At 66.3% G+C, this 18915-nt stretch carries 19 protein-coding genes; 13 read left to right on the top strand and 6 right to left on the bottom strand.

Annotated features, from left to right (window positions below; translation table 11 throughout):
- Positions 1-99 precede the first annotated feature (99 nt).
- The gene (locus ACQY72_RS06190; protein WP_428156370.1) at positions 100-1686 is read left to right on the top strand and encodes a DUF5605 domain-containing protein; all 1587 of its coding nucleotides are present in this window, start codon (positions 100-102) and stop codon (positions 1684-1686) included.
- Positions 1687-1711: 25 nt separating this feature from the next.
- Entirely contained in the window at positions 1712-1846 is a 135-nt protein-coding gene (locus tag ACQY72_RS06185) for a hypothetical protein (RefSeq protein ID WP_428156369.1), read from the top strand.
- On the opposite strand, the gene ACQY72_RS06180 is transcribed toward ACQY72_RS06185, so the two are convergent.
- Together ACQY72_RS06180 and ACQY72_RS06175 are read right to left on the bottom strand one after the other, a co-directional pair.
- Positions 1843-2148, bottom strand: coding sequence for a GNAT family N-acetyltransferase (locus tag ACQY72_RS06180; protein ID WP_428156368.1), 306 nt, complete (start codon positions 2146-2148; stop codon positions 1843-1845). The genes ACQY72_RS06185 and ACQY72_RS06180 overlap by 4 nt on opposite strands.
- An 8-nt stretch (positions 2149-2156) precedes the next feature.
- Complete coding sequence (locus ACQY72_RS06175) at positions 2157-3176, bottom strand: RluA family pseudouridine synthase (RefSeq protein WP_428156367.1); 1020 nt, start codon at positions 3174-3176, stop codon at positions 2157-2159.
- Between the two features lie 83 nt (positions 3177-3259).
- Here ACQY72_RS06175 and ACQY72_RS06170 point away from each other — a divergent pair, with 83 nt between their 5' ends.
- Positions 3260-3895: a DUF2799 domain-containing protein gene (locus ACQY72_RS06170; RefSeq protein ID WP_428156366.1), complete on the top strand. Its 636-nt coding sequence runs from the start codon at positions 3260-3262 to the stop codon at positions 3893-3895.
- Positions 3896-3916: 21 nt separating this feature from the next.
- On the opposite strand, the gene fba is transcribed toward ACQY72_RS06170, so the two are convergent.
- The 4 genes from fba to gap form a co-directional block, all read right to left on the bottom strand.
- Positions 3917-5002: a class II fructose-bisphosphate aldolase gene (fba, locus tag ACQY72_RS06165; protein ID WP_428156365.1), complete on the bottom strand. Its 1086-nt coding sequence runs from the start codon at positions 5000-5002 to the stop codon at positions 3917-3919.
- Positions 5003-5147: 145 nt separating this feature from the next.
- The gene (locus ACQY72_RS06160; protein ID WP_428156364.1) at positions 5148-6344 is read right to left on the bottom strand and encodes a phosphoglycerate kinase; all 1197 of its coding nucleotides are present in this window, start codon (positions 6342-6344) and stop codon (positions 5148-5150) included.
- Positions 6341-6646, bottom strand: a complete 306-nt coding sequence (locus ACQY72_RS06155; protein WP_428156363.1) for a hypothetical protein — start codon at positions 6644-6646, stop codon at positions 6341-6343. Before ACQY72_RS06155 ends, ACQY72_RS06160 begins: the two co-directional genes overlap by 4 nt.
- 1 nt (position 6647) lies before the next feature.
- Complete coding sequence (gene gap, locus ACQY72_RS06150; protein ID WP_428156362.1) at positions 6648-7655, bottom strand: type I glyceraldehyde-3-phosphate dehydrogenase; 1008 nt, start codon at positions 7653-7655, stop codon at positions 6648-6650.
- 257 nt (positions 7656-7912) lie between these two features.
- Between gap and ACQY72_RS06145 the strand changes: the two genes are divergently transcribed.
- The 10 genes from ACQY72_RS06145 to ACQY72_RS06100 all read left to right on the top strand — a co-directional run bounded on the left by ACQY72_RS06145 (position 7913) and on the right by ACQY72_RS06100 (position 18851).
- A complete protein-coding gene (locus tag ACQY72_RS06145) occupies positions 7913-8065 on the top strand; it encodes a hypothetical protein (protein WP_157076419.1) in 153 nt (50 codons plus the stop codon).
- A gap of 90 nt (positions 8066-8155) precedes the next feature.
- Positions 8156-9895: a dihydroxy-acid dehydratase gene (locus ACQY72_RS06140; RefSeq protein ID WP_428156361.1), complete on the top strand. Its 1740-nt coding sequence runs from the start codon at positions 8156-8158 to the stop codon at positions 9893-9895.
- 3 nt (positions 9896-9898) lie between these two features.
- Entirely contained in the window at positions 9899-10912 is a 1014-nt protein-coding gene (ilvC, locus tag ACQY72_RS06135) for a ketol-acid reductoisomerase (protein WP_428156360.1), read from the top strand.
- A gap of 19 nt (positions 10913-10931) precedes the next feature.
- Positions 10932-12644 (top strand): acetolactate synthase 2 catalytic subunit, encoded by a 1713-nt coding sequence (gene ilvG / locus ACQY72_RS06130; protein WP_428156359.1) that lies wholly within the window; start codon positions 10932-10934, stop codon positions 12642-12644.
- A gap of 1 nt (position 12645) precedes the next feature.
- Positions 12646-12897 carry an ACT domain-containing protein gene (locus tag ACQY72_RS06125; RefSeq protein WP_428156358.1) on the top strand — a complete coding sequence of 84 codons (252 nt, stop codon included), beginning with the start codon at positions 12646-12648 and terminating at the stop codon, positions 12895-12897.
- Positions 12897-14138 (top strand): 2-isopropylmalate synthase, encoded by a 1242-nt coding sequence (locus tag ACQY72_RS06120; RefSeq protein WP_428156357.1) that lies wholly within the window; start codon positions 12897-12899, stop codon positions 14136-14138. Before ACQY72_RS06125 ends, ACQY72_RS06120 begins: the two co-directional genes overlap by 1 nt.
- Entirely contained in the window at positions 14131-15588 is a 1458-nt protein-coding gene (leuC, locus tag ACQY72_RS06115) for a 3-isopropylmalate dehydratase large subunit (RefSeq protein ID WP_428156356.1), read from the top strand. Before ACQY72_RS06120 ends, leuC begins: the two co-directional genes overlap by 8 nt.
- Positions 15581-16165: a 3-isopropylmalate dehydratase small subunit gene (gene leuD, locus ACQY72_RS06110; RefSeq protein ID WP_428156355.1), complete on the top strand. Its 585-nt coding sequence runs from the start codon at positions 15581-15583 to the stop codon at positions 16163-16165. Before leuC ends, leuD begins: the two co-directional genes overlap by 8 nt.
- Positions 16165-17271 (top strand): 3-isopropylmalate dehydrogenase, encoded by a 1107-nt coding sequence (gene leuB, locus ACQY72_RS06105; protein ID WP_426023824.1) that lies wholly within the window; start codon positions 16165-16167, stop codon positions 17269-17271. The genes leuD and leuB overlap by 1 nt, the downstream gene beginning before the upstream one ends.
- Before the next feature lie 236 nt (positions 17272-17507).
- Positions 17508-18851 (top strand): ammonium transporter, encoded by a 1344-nt coding sequence (locus tag ACQY72_RS06100; protein WP_428156354.1) that lies wholly within the window; start codon positions 17508-17510, stop codon positions 18849-18851.
- Positions 18852-18915: the final 64 nt, after the last annotated feature.

The following is an 18915-nucleotide window of genomic DNA, read 5'->3' as shown; positions in this document are numbered from 1 at the left end:
GCTATTCAAGATGCACGGACGCGGCAGGCTGACGCGCTTGCCGCCGTCGCTTCGCAGATTGTATGACACCGGTGACAAATGACTCCTGGGGAGGAGCGAATGGGACGTGAACTGACACGCAGGGGCGCGCTGGCGACAGCGGCGGCGGCCCTGGGAGTGGCGGGGACGGCGCAGGCTGCGACGCCCGAAAGGGTGGAACGCTGGGGGCTGTTCGAGGTCGCACTGGAGGCGACTGTCCCGGGCAATCCGTTCGCAGTCGAGGTGGTCGGAATTTTCACCGACGGTCGGACCACGGTGCGGGCGCCGGGCTTTTTCGATGGGGACGACACCTGGCGCATCCGGTTCTCGCCGCCTGAGACGGGGACGTGGCGTTGGACCAGCGAAAGTCCGGTCGCGGCGCTGAACGGGCGGTCTGGGCGGTTGGAGGCGGTGGCGCCGTCGTCGGGCAATCACGGTCCAGTCGGGGTGGTGGAGACCTATCATTTCGCCCACGCGGACGGGACGCCGTTCCGCCAGATCGGCACGACCGCCTACGGCTGGACGCACCAGCCGGAGGCGAAGCGGCGGCAGACGCTTGAGACGCTGAAGGCCGCGCCGTTCAACAAGATGCGGATGCTGGTCTTCCCCAACGCCTCGGTGAAGACGAACGAGGCTCTGTTCCCGTTCGAGAAGGCCGGATCGGGCGACAAGGACTGGGATTTGACGCGGTTCAACCCGGCCTATTTCCGACGGCTGGAGGCCTGTGTGGCGGCGCTGGGGGACCTTAGGATCCAGGCGGACGTGATCCTGTTTCATCCCTATGACGGCAAATACGGGTTCGATGAGATGCCGGCCGAGGCGGACGATCGCTACGTCCGCTATGTCGTGGCGCGGTTGGCGGCCTATCGGAACGTCTGGTGGTCCATGGCCAACGAGTTCGACATCCTGAAGACCAAGACGGACATGGACTGGGATCGCTTATTCCAGCTGGTGGAGGCCAGCGATCCGTACGGACGGCTGCGATCGATCCATAACTGGCGCAGGCTGTACGACAACGGCAAGCCCTGGGTGACGCATTCCAGCATCCAGAACGGCTCGGCCGTGCTGGACGATGCGCGGGCCGAGATCTATCGCAGCGTCTGGCAGAAGGCCGTGATTTTCGATGAAGTTTGCTACGAGGGTTCGCTGGACGAGCGTTGGGGGAACCTGACCGGGCCGCAGATGGTGCGGGCCTTCTGGCACGGTCTGATCGCCGGGACCTATGTCGGCCATTCGGAGTGTTTCCCGATCGATGGCGGCGAGTTCTGGCTGGGCGAGGGCGGGGCGCTGCGTGGCGAGAGCGCGCCGCGTCTGGCCTTCCTGAAGGCCCTTATGGAGGCGGGGCCAAAGCCGGGGGTCGAGCCGATCGACAAATGGTGGGAGCAGCATCTGGGTGGCGTGCCGGGCCGGTACTACCTGCGCTATTTCGGGGATACGGCGCCGACGGAATGGGCGGTCGATCTGCCCCGCGACGAGATCGTGAGCGGCGAGCGGTTCAAGGTCGATGTGATCGACACCTGGAACATGACCGTCGAGGCCGTGCCGGGCGAGTTCACGATGCAAAAGCGCGACGATACCAAATACTTCTTTCGCGATCCGGCGCGGCCCACCCTGACGTTGCCGGGGCGGCAATGGATGGCGGTGCGGTTGACGCGCGTGAACGTTTGAAGTTCGAACCGCTTAGATGGCAGCCATGAAAAAGAGCGTGCGCGAACGGGTTTTGATCGTTGTCCTGGCCGTGGGGGCAGTCGCCGCCAGCGTGTCGGCCATTGCGATCGTGGGCCTGTTCGTCATGGCCATGGCCGGGGTGTTCGGCGCCGGATCCTAGATTCCCAAGATGCCGCGATAGGTCGGGTGAACCGCTTCGGCGTGTTCGGGGTGTTTCTGAAGATAGGCCGAGAAGAAGGGGCAGACCGGCAGGATCAGCAGGTCGCGGGCCTTGGCGTCGGCCAGCACATGTTTGGCAAGCCGACTGGCGATGCCCTGACCCTCAAGCCGTTCCGGGACCAGGATTTCAGTGATCATCAGATTGGGCGGCGAGAGGTTGTAGGTGACGATCGCCACTTCGCCGTCGACGGGCAGTTCGTAGCGTTTCAGCTCGGCGTTGTCGTGAATTTCGGGATCGAGCATGGCGGGTCTCAGAGTTCGGACAGCAGGGCTTCGAGGCGAAGCATATCGGTCGGAGGCGCGGTTTCGAAGCGCATTTGTTCACCGGTGACGGGATGGACGAAGCCGAGGACGGCGGCGTGGAGGGCTTGGCGCGAGAGCTCCGCCTCGGCGATGGCGGCGCGCACGGGGATCGCCGGACTGCCGGAGCCATAGACAGCGTCGCCGAGGATGGGCGAGCCTTTCGACGACAGGTGAACGCGGATCTGGTGGGTACGGCCGGTGTGCAGGGTGCAGGCGACGCGGGCGGCCATGGGGGCGCCGCCGGCCTTGGCCGGTTCGCCGAAGGTGGTCTGGACGACATAGTCGGTGATGGCCTCGCGGCCGCCGGCCTTGAGCACAGCCATCTTCTTGCGGTCGCCGGTGGAGCGGCCGATGCGGGTCTCGATCCGGCCCTTGGACGGCGACGGTGCGACGCGCGTCAGGGCGATGTAGGTGCGCTCGATGTCGTGGGTCGCGAACAGGGCGGACAGGCCCTGGTGGGCGCGGTCCGTCTTGGCGGCGACCATGACGCCGGAGGTGTCCTTGTCCAGCCGGTGGACGATGCCGGGGCGGGCGATGCCGCCGATGCCCGACAGGCTGTCGCCGCAGTGGGCCAGAAGGGCGTTGACCAGGGTGCCGTCGGGCGTGCCGGGCGCCGGATGGGCGGCCATGCCTGCGGGCTTGTCGATGACGATCAGTTCGGCGTCCTCGTAGAGGACGGTCAGGGGGATGGCCTGCGGCTGGGGCGTGGCGGGAGCCACGGGCGGAAGGGTGACGACGTAGAGGCCGGGCTGAGCCTTGGCCGAACCGCCAGTCAGGACCACGCCGTCGCGGGTGACGGCGCCGTCGGCCAGCAGGGCCTGGAGCCGGGCGCGCGACAGGGTCGAAAAGGCGTTGGCCAGGGCCTTGTCCAGGCGAACGCCGGACGCGTCGATGTGGGCTTCCAGCACTTCGGCGGGGCCGACGGTTGCCGGGTCTTCTTCATCGTCGATCAGGTCAGGGTCGGACACGAGGCCTCCCTAGCACGACCGGCCGCTTGCACGAGAGGTGACGTGGGGCGATAGTCAAGCTTGGGGGCGTAAGAGGGTATCCGATGACACGGTTGATGATCGCCGGGGGCGCGGTCGCCTTGGCGGCGCTGCTGGGCAGTTGCACGACCATGAGCAAGGACCAGTGCCTGGCCGGCGCCTGGGGCGAGAAGGGCTACGCCGACGGGACATCGGGATATCCGATGACGCGGCTGGACGACCACGCCAAGGCCTGCGCCAAATATCAGGTCGCGCCCAATCCGACCGCCTATGGTTCGGCGCGCGAGGACGGATTGCGGTCCTATTGCACGTTCGAGCGGGGATGGGCCGAGGGGCGGGCGGGCAATGCCTATTATGGGGTCTGTCGGCCGGAGGAGGAGCAGGTCTTCCTGCCCGCCTATCAGGACGGACGGATGTTGCATGAGGCCGAGGCGGCGTTCGAGACAGCGCAAAACACACTCAACAGCGCCGAGGACCGGATCGAGAATCGCGAGGACAAGCTGGAAGCCAAGCAGAACGAACTGCGCGGCGAGGGCCTGACGGACGAGGAGCGGGAGCGGATTCGCGACCGCATCCAGGAGGTCCGGGGCGAGATCCGCGATGCGCGCCGCAACGCCAGAGACGCACGCGATGCGCTGGACAGGGCCGAATGGGAGGTTCGCCGGGTGCGGCGCGAACTGAGCGGCCGCTACCCGGTCTAGACGTGGTTCAGGCGGCCCCGATCAAGCCGCCTTGACGGAGGCACCGCGGAAGGACGGATCCAGGTCGCCCGAGGCATAGCGTTTGGCCATCTGGGCGGTGGACAGCGGGCGGATTGTGGAGGCCTGGCCTTCGCAGCCGAACTGGACGTAGCGCTCCATGCAGAGCTTCTTCATCGCCTCCTTGGCGGGCTTAAGATAGAAGCGCGGATCGAACTCGCCCGGCTTTTCCGCCAGCGCTTTACGGATGGCGCCGGTGATGGCCATGCGGTTGTCGGTGTCGATGTTGACCTTGCGCACGCCGTGCTTGATGCCGCGCTGAATTTCCTCGACCGGCACGCCCCAGGTCTGGGGCATTTCGCCGCCGTACTGGTTTATGATGTCCTGCAGGTCCTGGGGCACGGAAGAACTGCCGTGCATCACTAGGTGGGTGTTGGGCAGGCGGCGGTGGATTTCCTCGATCACGTTCATGGCCAGGACTTCGCCATCCGGCTGGCGCGAGAACTTGTAGGCGCCGTGGCTGGTGCCCATGGCGATGGCGAGCGCATCGACCTTGGTGGCGGCGACGAAATCGACGGCCTGGTCTGGGTCGGTCAGCAGTTGCGAGTGGTCGAGGACGCCCTCGAAGCCGTGGCCGTCTTCGGCCTCGCCCATGCCGGTCTCCAACGAACCCAGCACGCCCAGTTCACCCTCGACCGACACGCCGCAGGCGTGGGCCATTTCGGTGACGCGACGGGTGACATCGACGTTGTAGTCGTAGGAGGCGGGGGTCTTGGCATCCTCTTCCAGCGAACCGTCCATCATCACCGAGGTGAAGCCGTACTGGATGGCGGTGGCGCAGGTCGCCGGGCCGTTGCCGTGGTCCTGGTGCATGCAGACCGGGATGTGCGGATAGAGCTCGGCCAGGGCGTCGATCAGCTTGGCCAGGACGATGTCGTTGGCGTAGTTCCGGGCGCCGCGCGAGGCCTGGATGATGACGGGGGCATTGACCTCGTGGGCCGCCTCCATGATCGCCAGGCCCTGTTCCATATTGTTGATGTTGTAGGCAGGCAGGCCGTAGTCGTTCTCTGCCGCGTGATCGAGCAGCTGTCGCAGCGTGATGCGCGCCATGGGGTAGTCTCCTGAGCCGAATAGTCTTTTTTGATTGGGCGAGAGACTAGCCGCGAGGCGTGACGAAGTCACGCCGCGTTACAGCCGTTTCAGCGCGAATTCGGAGGGCCGGGACGCAGGCGTGATCCGCCTGCATCGCCGTCGATCAGACGCGCAGCGCCTCGACGCCGGGCAGAGGCTTGCCCTCCATCCATTCCAGGAAGGCGCCGCCGGCCGTGGAGACGAAGGTCATGTCGTCCGATACGCCCGCATGGTTCAGGGCCGAGACCGTGTCGCCGCCGCCGCCGACGGCGACCAGCACCCCAGCCTTGGCCAGGGCCGCCGCATGACGGGCGACGGTCACGGTGGCGGCGTCGAAGGGCGGTACCTCGAACACGCCCAGGGGGCCGTTCCAGATCAGGGTCTTCGAAGCTGTCAGGGCCTCCAGCAGCCGCGCGACCGTGGCGGGGCCGGCGTCCAGGATCTTGTCGTCGGCCGACAGCGTAGCGCCGACGGTGACGGGGCGAGATGCGGCGCCGGGCTTGACCTCGGTCGCCACCACGAAATCGACGGGCAGCAGCAGTTTGCAGCCCTGCGCCTCGGCCTCGGCCATGATCTCGCGGGCCGTGTCGGCCATGTCGCGTTCGGCCAGAGAGCCGCCGATGTCGATGCCCTGGGCGAACAGGAAGGTGTTGGCCATGCCGCCGCCGATGGCCAGCCGGTCCAGCTTGCCGACCAGGTTCTTCAGCAGGTCCAGCTTGGTCGAGACCTTTGCGCCGCCGACGATGCCCAGGACCGGTTTCTGCGGATTGCCCAGGGCGGCGTCGAGCGCATCGAGTTCGCGGCGCATGGATTCGCCGGCATAGGCGGGCAGGTGGTGGGCGACGCCTTCGGTCGAGGCGTGGGCGCGGTGGGCGGCCGAGAAGGCGTCGTTGACATAAAGGTCGCCCAGGTCGGCCAGCTTCTGGGCGAAGACCGGATCATTGGCCTCTTCCGCCGCATGAAAGCGGACGTTCTCCAGCAGGACCACGCCGCCGGCGTCCAGGTCCCGGATGGCGTCCACGGCGTCCGGGCCGATGCAGTCGTCGGCGAAGCGAACCGGGGCGCCGAGCAGTTCCTCCAGCGGCAGGACGACCGGCTTCAGGCTCATCGACGGGACGCGCTGGCCCTTGGGACGGTCGAAGTGGGCCAGCAGCGCGACCTTGGCGCCGGCGTCGCGCAGGCGCTGGATCGTCGGCAGGGCGACCCGCAGCCGGGTGTCGTCCGTGACCTTGCCGTCCTCCATCGGCACGTTGAAGTCCACGCGGACCAGAGCTGTCTTGCCGGCGAGGTCGTGAGCGTCGTCGAGGGTGCGGAAGGTCATGGTGTTGTCCGGGTGTAGAGGATGGTAGAGGTCTCAGGATCAATGGCGCGCAGGACGTCTGACGTCCAAACGAACATGATCTCTTCTCCCTCTATTTCAGGAGAACAGTTGAGGGTCGTGTGTTCCCACTCGGCCCCCATGTCGCGGCCGTAGGCGCTGTTGAAGGCTCGGATGATCGCGCCATTCTCCATCTCCAAAAGCGTTAGCTGACCCTGTCGGGCTTTGAGCAAGCCGACCAGCTCAAAGCCGCGACCAGGGACGATGTCGCCCGGTCCCTGATCTTGGTGCCGGGCGACGTTCATCTCATAGGAACTTCGCCATCACCAGGGCCGTGTCGGCCATGCGGGTCGCGAAGCCCCATTCGTTGTCGTACCAGCTGAGCACGCGGGCCAGCTTACCGTCGACGACTTGGGTCTGGGGCAGGGCGGCGGTGGAGGAGGCGGGGATGTGGTTCAGGTCGTGCGAGACCAGCGGATCGGTCGTCGTGAACAGGACGCCCTTCATCGGGCCGTCGGCGGCGGCCTGAAGCGCGGCGTTGATTTCTTCCACCGTCACGTCGCGGCTGGAGACGACCTTGAGGTCCACGACCGAGACGTTCGGGGTCGGGACGCGGATCGACGAGCCGTCCAGCTTGCCCTTCAGTTCCGGCAGGACCAGGCCCAAGGCCTTGGCGGCGCCGGTCGAGGTCGGGATCATCGACAGGCCGGCGGCGCGGGCGCGGTACAGATCCTTGTGCATCGTATCCAGCGTCGGCTGGTCGCCGGTGTAGGAGTGGATGGTGGTCATATAGCCGCGCTCGATGCCGAACAGGTCGTTCAGCACCTTGGCGACCGGGGCCAGGGCGTTGGTGGTGCACGAGCCGTTAGACACGACGATGTCGTCGGCGGTCAGAACCTCATGGTTGACCTTGAAGACGATGGTCTTGTCGGCGCCGTCGGCGGGGGCCGAGACCAGGACGCGCTTGGCGCCGGCCTTCAGGTGCGCGCTGGCCTTGTCCTTGGACGTGAAGATGCCGGTGCATTCGAAGGCGATGTCCACCTTCAGTTCGGCGTGCGGCAGGTTGGCCGGGTCGCGTTCGGCCGTCACCTTGATCTTGCCCGTGCCGACGTCGATCCAGTCTTCGCCCGAAGTCACCGTGCCGGGGAAGCGGCCGTGGACCGAATCGTAGCGGAACAGGTGGGCGTTGGTCTCGACGGGGCCCAAATCGTTGATCGCCACGACTTCGATATCCGTGCGGCCGTGTTCGACGATCGAGCGCAGGACAAGGCGGCCAATGCGGCCGAAACCATTGATGGCGACGCGAACGGTCATGGGAGGCTCCTCTGAACGGTAGGTGTTGAGCGGTGTATATAGGTGGGCGTCTCAATGGAGCGGTCGCGGATGGGTTTCAACCCCGCGCGCGTAACATGATGTGATGGACGGTTACGCTTCCTGAGGCTGCTCTGTCAGCTTTAGGCAAGAAACACCCTTGAGGCGGTTCTTTTCGAGATAACGCGCAAAATTTTTGCGACAGGGGTTGTGCCTGTCCAGCGCCTATGGTTTCTTGGCGTCAGAACAGGGAGCCACCCGTGGCCACGATGACGCGCGACATGATGAAGGGGCGAACCGCGAAGGCGGTGGCGGCCGTTCGCGCGCCTGTCGGCCTGGAAAGCCCTGTATTCCTCATTACCCTCGTACTTCTCGGCCTGCTTACGCAAGCGGCGTGGATGCACGCGACCTGACCTAAACGCACTCAGGATCGCCTCGCACCACCCCGCTCCCGAAAGGAAGCGGGGTTTTTCGTGCTTGGCGGTTCCAAAAGAACCGGACCGATGACGCAAGATTCTACCTCACAGCCCAGAAAGCCCAATGCGCGCAGCGCGGCGGTGACGGCTGGCCCGAGCCGGGCCGCCGCCCGCTCATATCTGCGCGCCGCCGGCATGCAGGACGCCGACTTCGACAAGCCGATGATCGGCATCGTCAACACCTGGTCGACGGTCACGCCGTGCAACATGCACCTGGACCGGCTGGCCAAGGACGTGCGCGCCGGCATCGTCGCGGCGGGCGGTTATCCGGTCGATTTCAACACCATCGTCGTCACCGACGGCATCTCGATGGGCACGGCGGGCATGAAGGCTTCGCTGATCAGCCGCGAGGTCGTCGCCGACTCGATCGAACTGGCCATCGAGGGCCATCAGCTGGACGGCGTGGTCTGCATCGTCGGCTGCGACAAGACGATCCCGGCGGCGGCCATGGCCCTGGCGCGGATGGATATCCCCGGCCTGGTCTATTATGGCGGCACCATCATGCCCGGCGTGATCGGGACCAAGGAGGTCTCGGTCCAAGAAGTCTTTGAGGCCATCGGCGCCCATTCGGCGGGCGCCTTGGACGACGCCGGTCTGAAGGCGGTCGAGCAAGCCGTCTGCCCCGGCGCCGGCGCCTGCGGCGGTCAGTTCACGGCCAACACCATGGCCATGGCCCTGTCGGTCATGGGCATCTCGCCGATGGGCGCCAACGATGTGCCCGCCGTCGATCCGAACAAGGCGGCCGAAGGCGAGCGGTGCGGCCGGATCATCGTCGAGCGCGTCTTCTCCGGCGACACGGCCCGCAAATACATCACCCGCGCCAGCCTGAAGAACGCCGCCGTCGCCGTCTCGGCCTCGGGCGGATCGACCAATGCGGTCATGCACCTGACGGCCATCGCGGCGGAAGCCGGCGTCGATTTCGGTGTTGAGGACTGCCACCAGGCCTGCGTCGAGGCGCCGGTCATCTGCGACCTGAAGCCAGGCGGCCGCTTCCTGGCCTCGCACCTGTTCGCCGCCGGCGGCACCCGCCTGGTCACCCAGCGGATGGCCGAGGCCGGTAAGATCGTGAACACCCCCACCGTCACCGGCCGCAGCCTGTTCGCCGAGGCGGCCGAAGCCGAAGAGACGCCGGGCCAGGTGGTCGTGACCAGCTTCGACGCCCCCGTCATGGCGCGCGGCAGCTACGCCGTCATCTATGGCGACGTCGCCCCCGAAGGCGCGGTCATCAAGCTGACGGGCCACAAGGTCGATACGTTCGAAGGTCCGGCCTGCGTCTTCGACAGCGAGGAAGACGCCTTCCACGCCGTTCAGGACGGATCGGTCGGCGAGGGCGACGTCATCATCATCCGCTACGAAGGGCCCAAGGGCGGTCCCGGCATGCGCGAAATGCTGCAGGTCACCGCCGCCCTGAAGGGCCGCAAGATCGACAATGTCGCCCTGCTGACCGACGGCCGTTTCTCGGGCGCCAGCTACGGCTTCGTCGCTGGACACGTTTCGCCGGAAGCCGCCGTCGGCGGCCCGATTGCTCTCATTCGCGATGGTGACCGCATCACCATCGACGTCACCAACCGCCGCATCGACGTCAATGTCGATCTGGCGACGCGCCGGGCGGGCTTTACGCCCCACGTAGTCCGCCCGGCGCGAGGTGTTTTCGCCAAATACCGCGCCTCGGTCTCCTCTGCGGCCCAGGGCGCCGTCACCATTCCCAACCCGCCGCCGGCCCAAGTCCCGGCAAGCCACAAAACCAACGCTGCTCAGGACGCCTGACCCATGGCCATCACCATCTACACCAACGAAGACATCCGCCCCGGCGCCATCGCCGGCCAGCGCATCGCCATCATCGGCTATGGCTCGCAAGGCCGCGCCCACGCCCAGAACCTGAAAGACAGCGGCCATGACGTGGTCGCCGGCGTCCGTCACGGCGGCACGGGCTGGAAACACGCCACCGAGGACGGCGTCGCGACCGCCGAGCCGGCCGAGGCCGTCAAGGGCGCGGACATCATCGCCATCCTGACCCCGGACATGGTCCAGGGCGACGTCTATCGCGACATCATCGAGCCGAACGCCAAGGAGGGCTCGGCCCTGCTGTTCGCGCACGGCTTCTCGATCATTTACGAGCGCATCACGCCGCGCGCAGATATGGACGTGATCCTGGTCGCGCCCAAGGGACCGGGCGATCTGGTCCGCCGCGAGTTCCAGCGCGGTCGCGGCGTGCCCAGCCTGTTCGCCATCGAGAAGGACGTCACCGGCAAGGCGCGCGACCGGGCCATGGGCTATGCCAAGGGCAATGGCGGCGCGACTGGCGGCCTGCTGGAAACCACCTTCCGCGAAGAGACCGAGACCGATCTGTTCGGCGAACAGGCCGTTCTGTGCGGCGGCGCCAAGGAACTGGTCATTCAAGGGTTCAACACCCTGGTCGAGGCGGGATACCAGCCCGAGATCGCCTATTTCGAATGCCTGCACGAGCTGAAGCTGATCGTGGACCTGTTCTACGAGGGCGGCATCTCGAAGATGCACCACTTCATCTCGGAGACGGCCAAATACGGCGCCGTCGCCAGCGGCCCCCGCGTGGTCAACGAAGAGACCAAGGCCCGCATGAAGACCATCCTGGACGAGATCCAGGACGGCACCTTCGCGCGCAACTGGATCGCCGAGAACGAGGCCGGCAAGCCGCAGTACGAAGCCTGGCTGAAGGCGGACCGCGAAAGCCAGATCGAACAGGTCGGCGCGCGGCTGCGCGAACGCATGGCCTGGCTGAACACGCCCAAGTCCGAAGCGGCCTGAGCCCAGCATTAAAGACCGGATGACCCTGATGACCGCCGCCGCTTTCAAAACCTCAGCCGAGGCCGCTCCCCAGTCGGGCGCGCGCCTGCTGGTCTCCACCCTGGAGCGGCTGGGCGTGGAGGTGGTGTTCGGTTATCCGGGCGGCGCCATCATGCCGGTCTATGACGCCCTGGCCGGATCCAAGCTGAAGCATATTCTGGTCCGCCACGAGCAGGGCGCGGCCTTCTCCGCCGACGCCTATGCAAGAAAGAGCGGCCGGGTCGGGGTCTGCATCGCCACCTCGGGTCCCGGCGCCACCAACCTGGTCACCGGCATCGCCAATGCGATGATGGATTCCGTGCCGATGGTCTGCATCACCGGCAATGTCGCCCAGGGCCTGATGGGCACCGACGCCTTTCAGGAAATCGACATCCTGGGCGTCACCCTGCCGATCGTGAAACACTCGATCCTGGTCCGTTCGGCCGCCGAGGTTCCGGCCGCGATCGAGGAAGCCTTTTACATCGCCCGGTCGGGTCGCCCCGGTCCGGTCCTGGTCGATCTGCCCAAGGACGTGCAGTTCGCCACGACCAGCGAAGACTATGGCTTCCACATTCCCAACGAGACGCCACGCGTCGATCACGACGCCATCGCCGCCGCCGAGGCCGCGATCCGGGCGGCCAAGAAGCCGCTGGTCTATATCGGCGGGGGCGTGAAGATCGGCGGCGCGACCGAGGCCCTGCGCGCCTTCGTCGCCGCGACCGGCATCCCTCAGGTCTCGACCCTGAACGCCCTGGGCACCATCCCGACCGACGCGGCGGGCATGCTGGGCATGCTGGGCATGCACGGTACGCGCGCCGCCAACCATGCGGTGCAGGACAGCGATCTGCTGATCGTCGTCGGCGCCCGGTTCGACGACCGCGCCACGGGCAAGCTGGCCGAGTTCGCCCCCAACGCCCGTATCGTCCATTTCGACATCGACGCCTCGGAGGTCGGCAAGCTGCGCGCGGCCAATGTCGCCGTCGTCGGTGAACTGCCTGAAGGGGTAGAAGCCCTGACACAGCGGATGCGCGCGGGCGCGGCGCTGGATATCCAGGCCTGGGCCGACGACTGCTCTCGGGCGACCGAGGCAGGGGCGCACCGCTATGACGCGCCGGGCGAAGGGGTCTATGCCCCGGCCCTGCTGAAGGAAATCTCGGAAGCGGCCGGCGATGATTTCGTCGCCGCCTGCGACGTGGGCCAGCACCAGATGTGGGCGGCCATGCACTGCCGCTTCGCCCGCCCGGAATCGCACATCACCTCGGGCGGTCTGGGGGCCATGGGCTTCGGTCTGCCCGCCGGCATCGGCGCCAAGCTGGCCGATCCGTCGGCGACGGTCGTCACCATCGCCGGCGACGGCGGCTTCATGATGAACATCCAGGAGCTGGCGACGCTGAAGCGTTACGGCATCCCGTTGAAGATCGTGCTGATCGACAACTCCTCGCTGGGCCTGGTGCGCCAGTGGCAGGAGCTGTTCTTCGCCGAGAACTATTCCGAGATCGACCTGTCCGACAACCCGGACTTCGTGAAGGTCGCCGAAGCCTTCGGCATCGAGGCATTCCGCATCGATCGTCGCGATCAGGTGTCCGATGGCATCCAGCGCCTGCTGGCCGCCGACGGCCCCTGCCTGGCCCATGTGGTCATCGATCCCCGAGACAATGTCTGGCCGCTGGTTCCGCCGGGCAAGAGCAATGCTGAAATGATGGAGGGCTCCTGAGATGAGCGACACGATCCACATCCAGATCGACCGTGCAGACGGTTCGCTTCAGCGTCTCATCGGCCTGGTGGAGCGTCGGGGCTTCCACATCGACGGCATGGCGATGGCCGACGAAGGCGCGTTCCGCAAGATCGCCCTGACCGTGCGCGGCCGCGACGCCGGTCGCTGCATGGACAACCTGGGTCGCCAGATCGACCGGCTGTTCGGCGTTCGCCGCATCAGCAACGACATTATTCAATCCGAGGCCGCGTAATGATTACCCCCGAAGAGGTGCGAGTATCGCGCACCGAACAGATCGCAGCCGATCCCAACCGCGTCATCATTTTCGACACGACGATGCGGGACGGGGAACAGGCGCCGGGCTTCTCAATGAGCGCCCAGGCGAAGGTGAAGATGGCCCAGGTCCTGCGCGACCTGGGCGTCGACGTTATCGAGGCCGGCTTCGCCGCCGCCTCGCCGGGCGACGAAGACTGCATCCGCCGCGTGGCGGGCGAGGTCGAGGGGCCGGTCTTCTGCTCCCTGTCGCGCGCTAATGAAAGGGATATCGACGCCAGTTTCCGCGCGCTGGAGCCAGCGCCGAAGTCGCATCGCCGTTGCCACACCTTCATTGGCACCAGCCCGATCCACCGCTCCGCCAAACTGAAGATGTCCACCAACGAGGTGCTGTCGACCGCGGTGCGTTCGGTCGAATACGCCCGCAGCCTGTTCGACGACGTCGAGTTCTCGGCCGAGGACGCCTTCCGCACAGAGCCGGAGTTTCTGGCCGACGTGATGGAAGCCGCCGCCGACGCCGGCGCGCGCACCCTGAACGTGCCCGACACCGTCGGCTATGCGACGCCGCAAGAGGTGCGCGAGCGGTTTGCGGCCCTGGCCGCGCGCATTCATAAACGCCATCCGCACGTGATCTTCTCGGCCCACTGCCATGACGACCTGGGCATGGCGGTCGCCAACTCCCTGGCCGCCATTGAGGGAGGCGCGCGTCAGGTCGAGGGCGCGATCAACGGCATCGGCGAACGCGCCGGCAATGCCTCCATTGAAGAAGTCATCATGGCCCTGAAGGTCCGCGAGGACCGCTACGGCGTCACGACCGGCGCCGACAGCCGCCACCTGGTGCGCGCCTCCAAGATTTTGTGCGAGATCACCGAGACGGTCATCGCCCGCAACAAGTCGGTGGTGGGCATCAACGCCTTCGCCCACGAGGCCGGCATCCACCAGCACGGCATGCTGGCCGACAGCCGCACCTATGAGATCATGCGTCCCCAGGACGTGGGCTTCGAGGGCAGCTGGTTCGTGCTGGGCAAGCATTCGGGCCGCCACGCCATCGCCAAGCGCGCCGAGACCATCGGCCGGCCCATCGAAGGCGAACGTCTGGCGGCTGTAGTCGTGGGTTTCAAGCAGCGTGCGGACCAGATCGGCGAGATCAACGATGCGGAACTGATCGCCATCATCGACCGTGTCGATGGCGTGTCCGAGGTCGTGGCCCAGTATGCCTGATCCCAAAACCCTGTTCGACAAGGTCTGGGACGCCCATGTCGTGCGGTCGGAAACGGCCGACACGCCGGGGGTGCTGTATATCGACCTGCACTTGGTCCACGAGGTCACCAGCCCGCAGGCCTTCAGCGAGATCGAGGCGCGCGGCCTGAAGGTGCGCCGCCCCGACCGGACCTATGCGACCCTGGACCATTCGACCCCGACCCTGCCGGCGGGTCTGAACGGGCTGAAACCCTATGTCACCGCCCAGGCCGAGGCCCAGGTGCATCGGCTGGAGAAGAACTGCGCCGCCCACGGCGTACCGCTGGCGGGCTGGGACTCCGACGACCGTGGCGTGGTCCATGTGATGGGGCCGGAACTGGGCCTGACCCAGCCAGGGATGACCGTGGTCTGCGGCGACAGCCATACGGCCACCCACGGCGCGTTCGGAGCCCTGGCCTTCGGCATCGGCACTTCGGAAGTCGGTCATGTGCTGGCGACCCAGTGCCTGTTGCAACGCAAGGCCAAGGCCATGCGGGTGACGGTGGACGGCGAACTGCAGCCCGGCGTTTCGGGCAAGGATGTCGCCCTGGCCGTCATCGCCGCCATCGGCTTCGGCGGCGGCACCGGATACGTCATCGAATATGCCGGCGAAGCCGTGCGTTCGCTGGACATGGAAGGGCGGATGACCCTGTGCAACATGTCCATCGAAGCCGGCACCCGCGCAGGCATGATCGCACCGGACCAGACGACCATCGACTGGCTGCGCGGCCGCAAGCATGTGCCTGCCGACTATGAGGCGGCGACGGCCGAATGGCTGAAACTGTCCAGCGATCCGGGCGCGGTGTTCGACAAGGAAGTCGTTATCGACGGCGCGGCCATCCAGCCGATGGCGACCTGGGGCACGACCCCGGACGCCGGCGCGCCCATCGGCTCGCCGGTGCCGCAGCCGCAGTCGGACAGCGACCGCAAGGCCATCGCCTATATGGGCTTCACGGCCGGGGAAGCGACGACCAGCCGTCCGGTGGACGTGGTCTTCATCGGCTCCTGCACCAATGGCCGCCTGCCCGATCTGCGCGCCGCCGCCGACGTGCTGCGTGGTCGCAAGGTCAAGCCGGGCCTGCGCATGCTGGTGGTGCCGGGGTCCGAGGCCGTGCGTCGCGACGCCGAGGCGGAAGGCCTGGATCAGATCTTCATCGCCGCTGGGGCCGAATGGCGTATTCCCGGCTGTTCGATGTGTATCGCCATGAACGGCGATTTCGTCGCGCCAGGGCAACTTGCTGTATCCACTTCGAACCGCAATTTCGAAGGCCGGCAGGGCAAGGACGCGCGCACCATCCTGGCCAGCCCGGCGACGGCGGCGGCGACGGCGGTGGCCGGCGTGCTGACCGATCCCCGCGTCTATCTGAACGAGGTGGTTGCCCTCAAGCAGTCGAGCGCCGCGCGCGAGACGGTAGGAGCGCAAAATGTCTGAACCGTTCCAGGTGCTGACCTCCAAGACCGTGATCTTGAGCCAGGCCAATATCGACACCGACCAGATCATTCCGGCGCGCTTCCTTACCACGACGACGCGAGACGGGCTGGGCAAGGCCGCCTTCCACGACTGGCGCTATGAGGAAGACGGTTCGGAAAAGCCCGAGGCGATCCTGAACCGGATCGATCCGGCCGAGCATCGCATCCTGCTGGCGGGCAGGAATTTCGCCTGCGGATCATCACGCGAACACGCGCCCTGGGCCCTACTGGACTATGGGTTCAAGGCGGTGATCTCGACCGAAATCGCTGACATTTTTACATCGAACGCATTGAAAAACGGCCTGCTGCCCATCGTCGTCAGCCAGGCGGTCTGGGACGATCTGGCGTCGCAGCCGGACCAGCCGGTCACGATCGACCTCCAGTCGAACCAGATCCAGCGCGGCAATGCCGAACCCGTGTCGTTCGGGGTCGAATCCTTCGCCCGACAATGCCTGCTGGACGGGGTGGACACCCTGGGCTGGCTGCAAGCAAACATGCCCGAGATCGAAGCCTACGAGCGATCGAGAGAGACCGTCTGATGACCCACGCCGCCCCCAAGACCTACAACATCGTTTTGCTGCCCGGCGACGGCGTCGGACCCGAGGTGACGCGCGCCGCGCGCGATGTGCTGGCCGTCATCGGCGACTTCTATAGCCATGATTTCCAGTTCTCCGAACACCTGATCGGCGGCGCGGCCATCGACGAAACGGGCGAGCCTTTGCCAGAGGCCACGCGCGCGGCCTGCGTCGCCTCCGACGCCGTGCTGCTGGGCGCCGTCGGCGGGCCGAAATGGGACGGGGGCAAGCGTCGGCCCGAGGAAGGCCTGCTGGCGATCCGCAAGGCCATGGGCCTGTTCGCCAACCTGCGTCCTTTGCAGGTCTCGCCGGTGCTGGCGCATCGCTCGCCGCTGAAGAAGGAGATCGTCGAGGGCGTCGATCTCATCGTCTTCCGTGAACTGACCGGCGGGGTTTATTTCGGCGAGAAGACCCGCACAGCCGACCGCGCCACCGACCTGTGCGAATATACGGTGCCCGAGATCGAGCGCGTCACCCGCGCCGCCTTCCAGACCGCGCGCCAGCGTCGCGGCAAGGTGACCTCGGTCGACAAGGCCAATGTCATGGAGACCAGCCGTCTGTGGCGTGAGGTGGTCACCCGCATCCACGCCGAGGAGTTTCCCGAGATCGAGCTGGAGCATGCCCTGGTCGACTCCATGGCCATGCACCTGATCAGGAAGCCGCGCGAATACGACGTCATTCTGACCGAGAACATGTTCGGCGACATTCTGTCGGACGAGATCTCGGTGCTGGGCGGATCCATCGGCCTGCTGCCGTCGGCCTCGCTGGGCGCGGGCGGTCCGGGCCTGTTTGAGCCGATCCATGGTTCGGCGCCGGACATCGCCGGTCAGGACCTGGCCAACCCGGTCGGAACCATATTGTCGGCGGCCCTGTTGCTGCGGCACAGCCTGAAGCTGGAAGACGAGGCCGATTCGATTGAGGCCGCCGTCGCCGCCGTGCTGGCGGCCGGCGCCGTCACCGCCGATCTGGGCGGGGCGTTGGGCACGCGGGCGGCGACCGAGGCCGTCATCGACGCCATTCGCGCCATCCACTGGGCGGCGGCGCATCGGGTGCAAATGCATTGGGCTTAAGGCGCGTCAGGCGGAAAAGAGCCCAAACGACCGGCGAATTTCCTGCCTCTCAACCTTGGCTGTGAAGACACGAAACTGATCCTTGAGGCGCATGAACTGCACGGTTCATGCGCCTCATGCTTTTTAATGTGCGACCGTTGCAAGAAAGTTGCACCGCCTGCGGTGAATCTCCTTGCGTGTTTCGCGATTGCAGTAAAACCTTCGCAACTGCGAGATTGCATAGGGGGTACTAGCTCATGTCGCGGACAACGAACCGACTTGTGGGGGCCGCAGGGCTCCTTCTTCCAACACTCTGTCTGATGGCCGCAGGAGCGGCCAATGCGCAGGACGCCGCGCCGGCTCTGCTGGGCCATCAGGCTGTGCTTGAACTGGATAGCGCCGGCACGTCGTGGCTGGGCACATCCACCGCCCTGGTTCTGCTGATGACCCTCCCTGGTCTGGCGCTGTTCTACGGCGGCATGGTGCGCAAGAAGAACGTCATCGCCACCATCACCCAGTCCGTCGGCGTCTTCGCCGTGGTGTCGCTGGTGTGGTTCATCGCCGGTTACAGCCTGGCCTTCGGCGCCAACGGCAATGCGGGGCTTCAGCCCTATATCGGCAGCCTGGACATGCTGTTCCTGAACGGCGTGTCGCTGCAAACCGCCAACGCCCTGCTGCCGGGCATTCCCGAGTTTCTGTTCATCTCCTTCCAGATGACCTTCGCCATCATCACGCCTGCGCTGGTGACCGGCGCCTTCGCCGAGCGGATGAAATATTCGGCGCTTCTGCTGTTCACCGCCCTGTGGTCGCTGCTGGTCTATGCGCCCATCTGCCACTGGGTCTGGGGCGGCGGTTTCCTGGGCTCTGCCGGCGTACTGGACTTCGCAGGCGGCGCCGTCGTTCACGTCAACTCGGGTGTCGCGGGTCTGGTCTGCGCCATCTTCCTGGGTCGTCGCAAAGGCTATGGCATCGAGCCGATCCTGGCGCACAATCCCGTCCTGACCATGATCGGCGCCTCGCTGCTGCTGGTCGGCTGGATCGGCTTCAACGCCGGTTCGGCGGGCGCCGCCAACGACCTGATGGGCGTGGCGCTGCTGAACACCATCCTGGCCGCCGCAGCCGGCGCCCTGACCTGGAAGATCGTCGAATATATCGAGAAGAAGAAGGTCTCCCTGGTCGGCATGCTGTCGGGCGTCGTCGCAGGTCTGGTCGCCATCACGCCGGCGGCCGGCTTCGTCGATCCCAAGGGCGCGGTCATCATCGGCCTGATCGCCGGTCCCGTTTGCTATGCCTCGTCGGTGTGGATCAAGAAGCTGCTGCGCTACGACGACAGCCTGGACGCCTTCGGCATCCACGGCGCGGGCGGCCTGATCGGCGCCCTGCTGACCGGCGTGTTCGCCACGACCGCGATCAACAGCCTGTCGGAAGGCGCCAACGTCGGCGCCCAGGCGCTGGGCCTGTTGTGGACCATCGTCTACAGCGCCGTCGGCACCCTGATCATCCTGTTCATCTGCAAGTTCACCACGGGCCTGCGCGTGAGCGAGGCGGAAGAAGCCGCCGGTCTGGACACCTCGCTTCACGGCGAAGCGCTGGAACACTGACGGAAATCGGGCGCGGCTCCCGAACCCCGCGCCCGACTTTTCCGACCTCGAACAGAACAAGCAC

This window comes from Brevundimonas sp., from assembly GCF_965279155.1.
In the GTDB taxonomy this organism is placed as follows: Bacteria; Pseudomonadota; Alphaproteobacteria; order Caulobacterales; family Caulobacteraceae; genus Brevundimonas.
The sequence above is the reverse complement of the archived record's forward strand: the minus strand, read 5'-3'. Positions and strand labels throughout refer to the sequence as shown.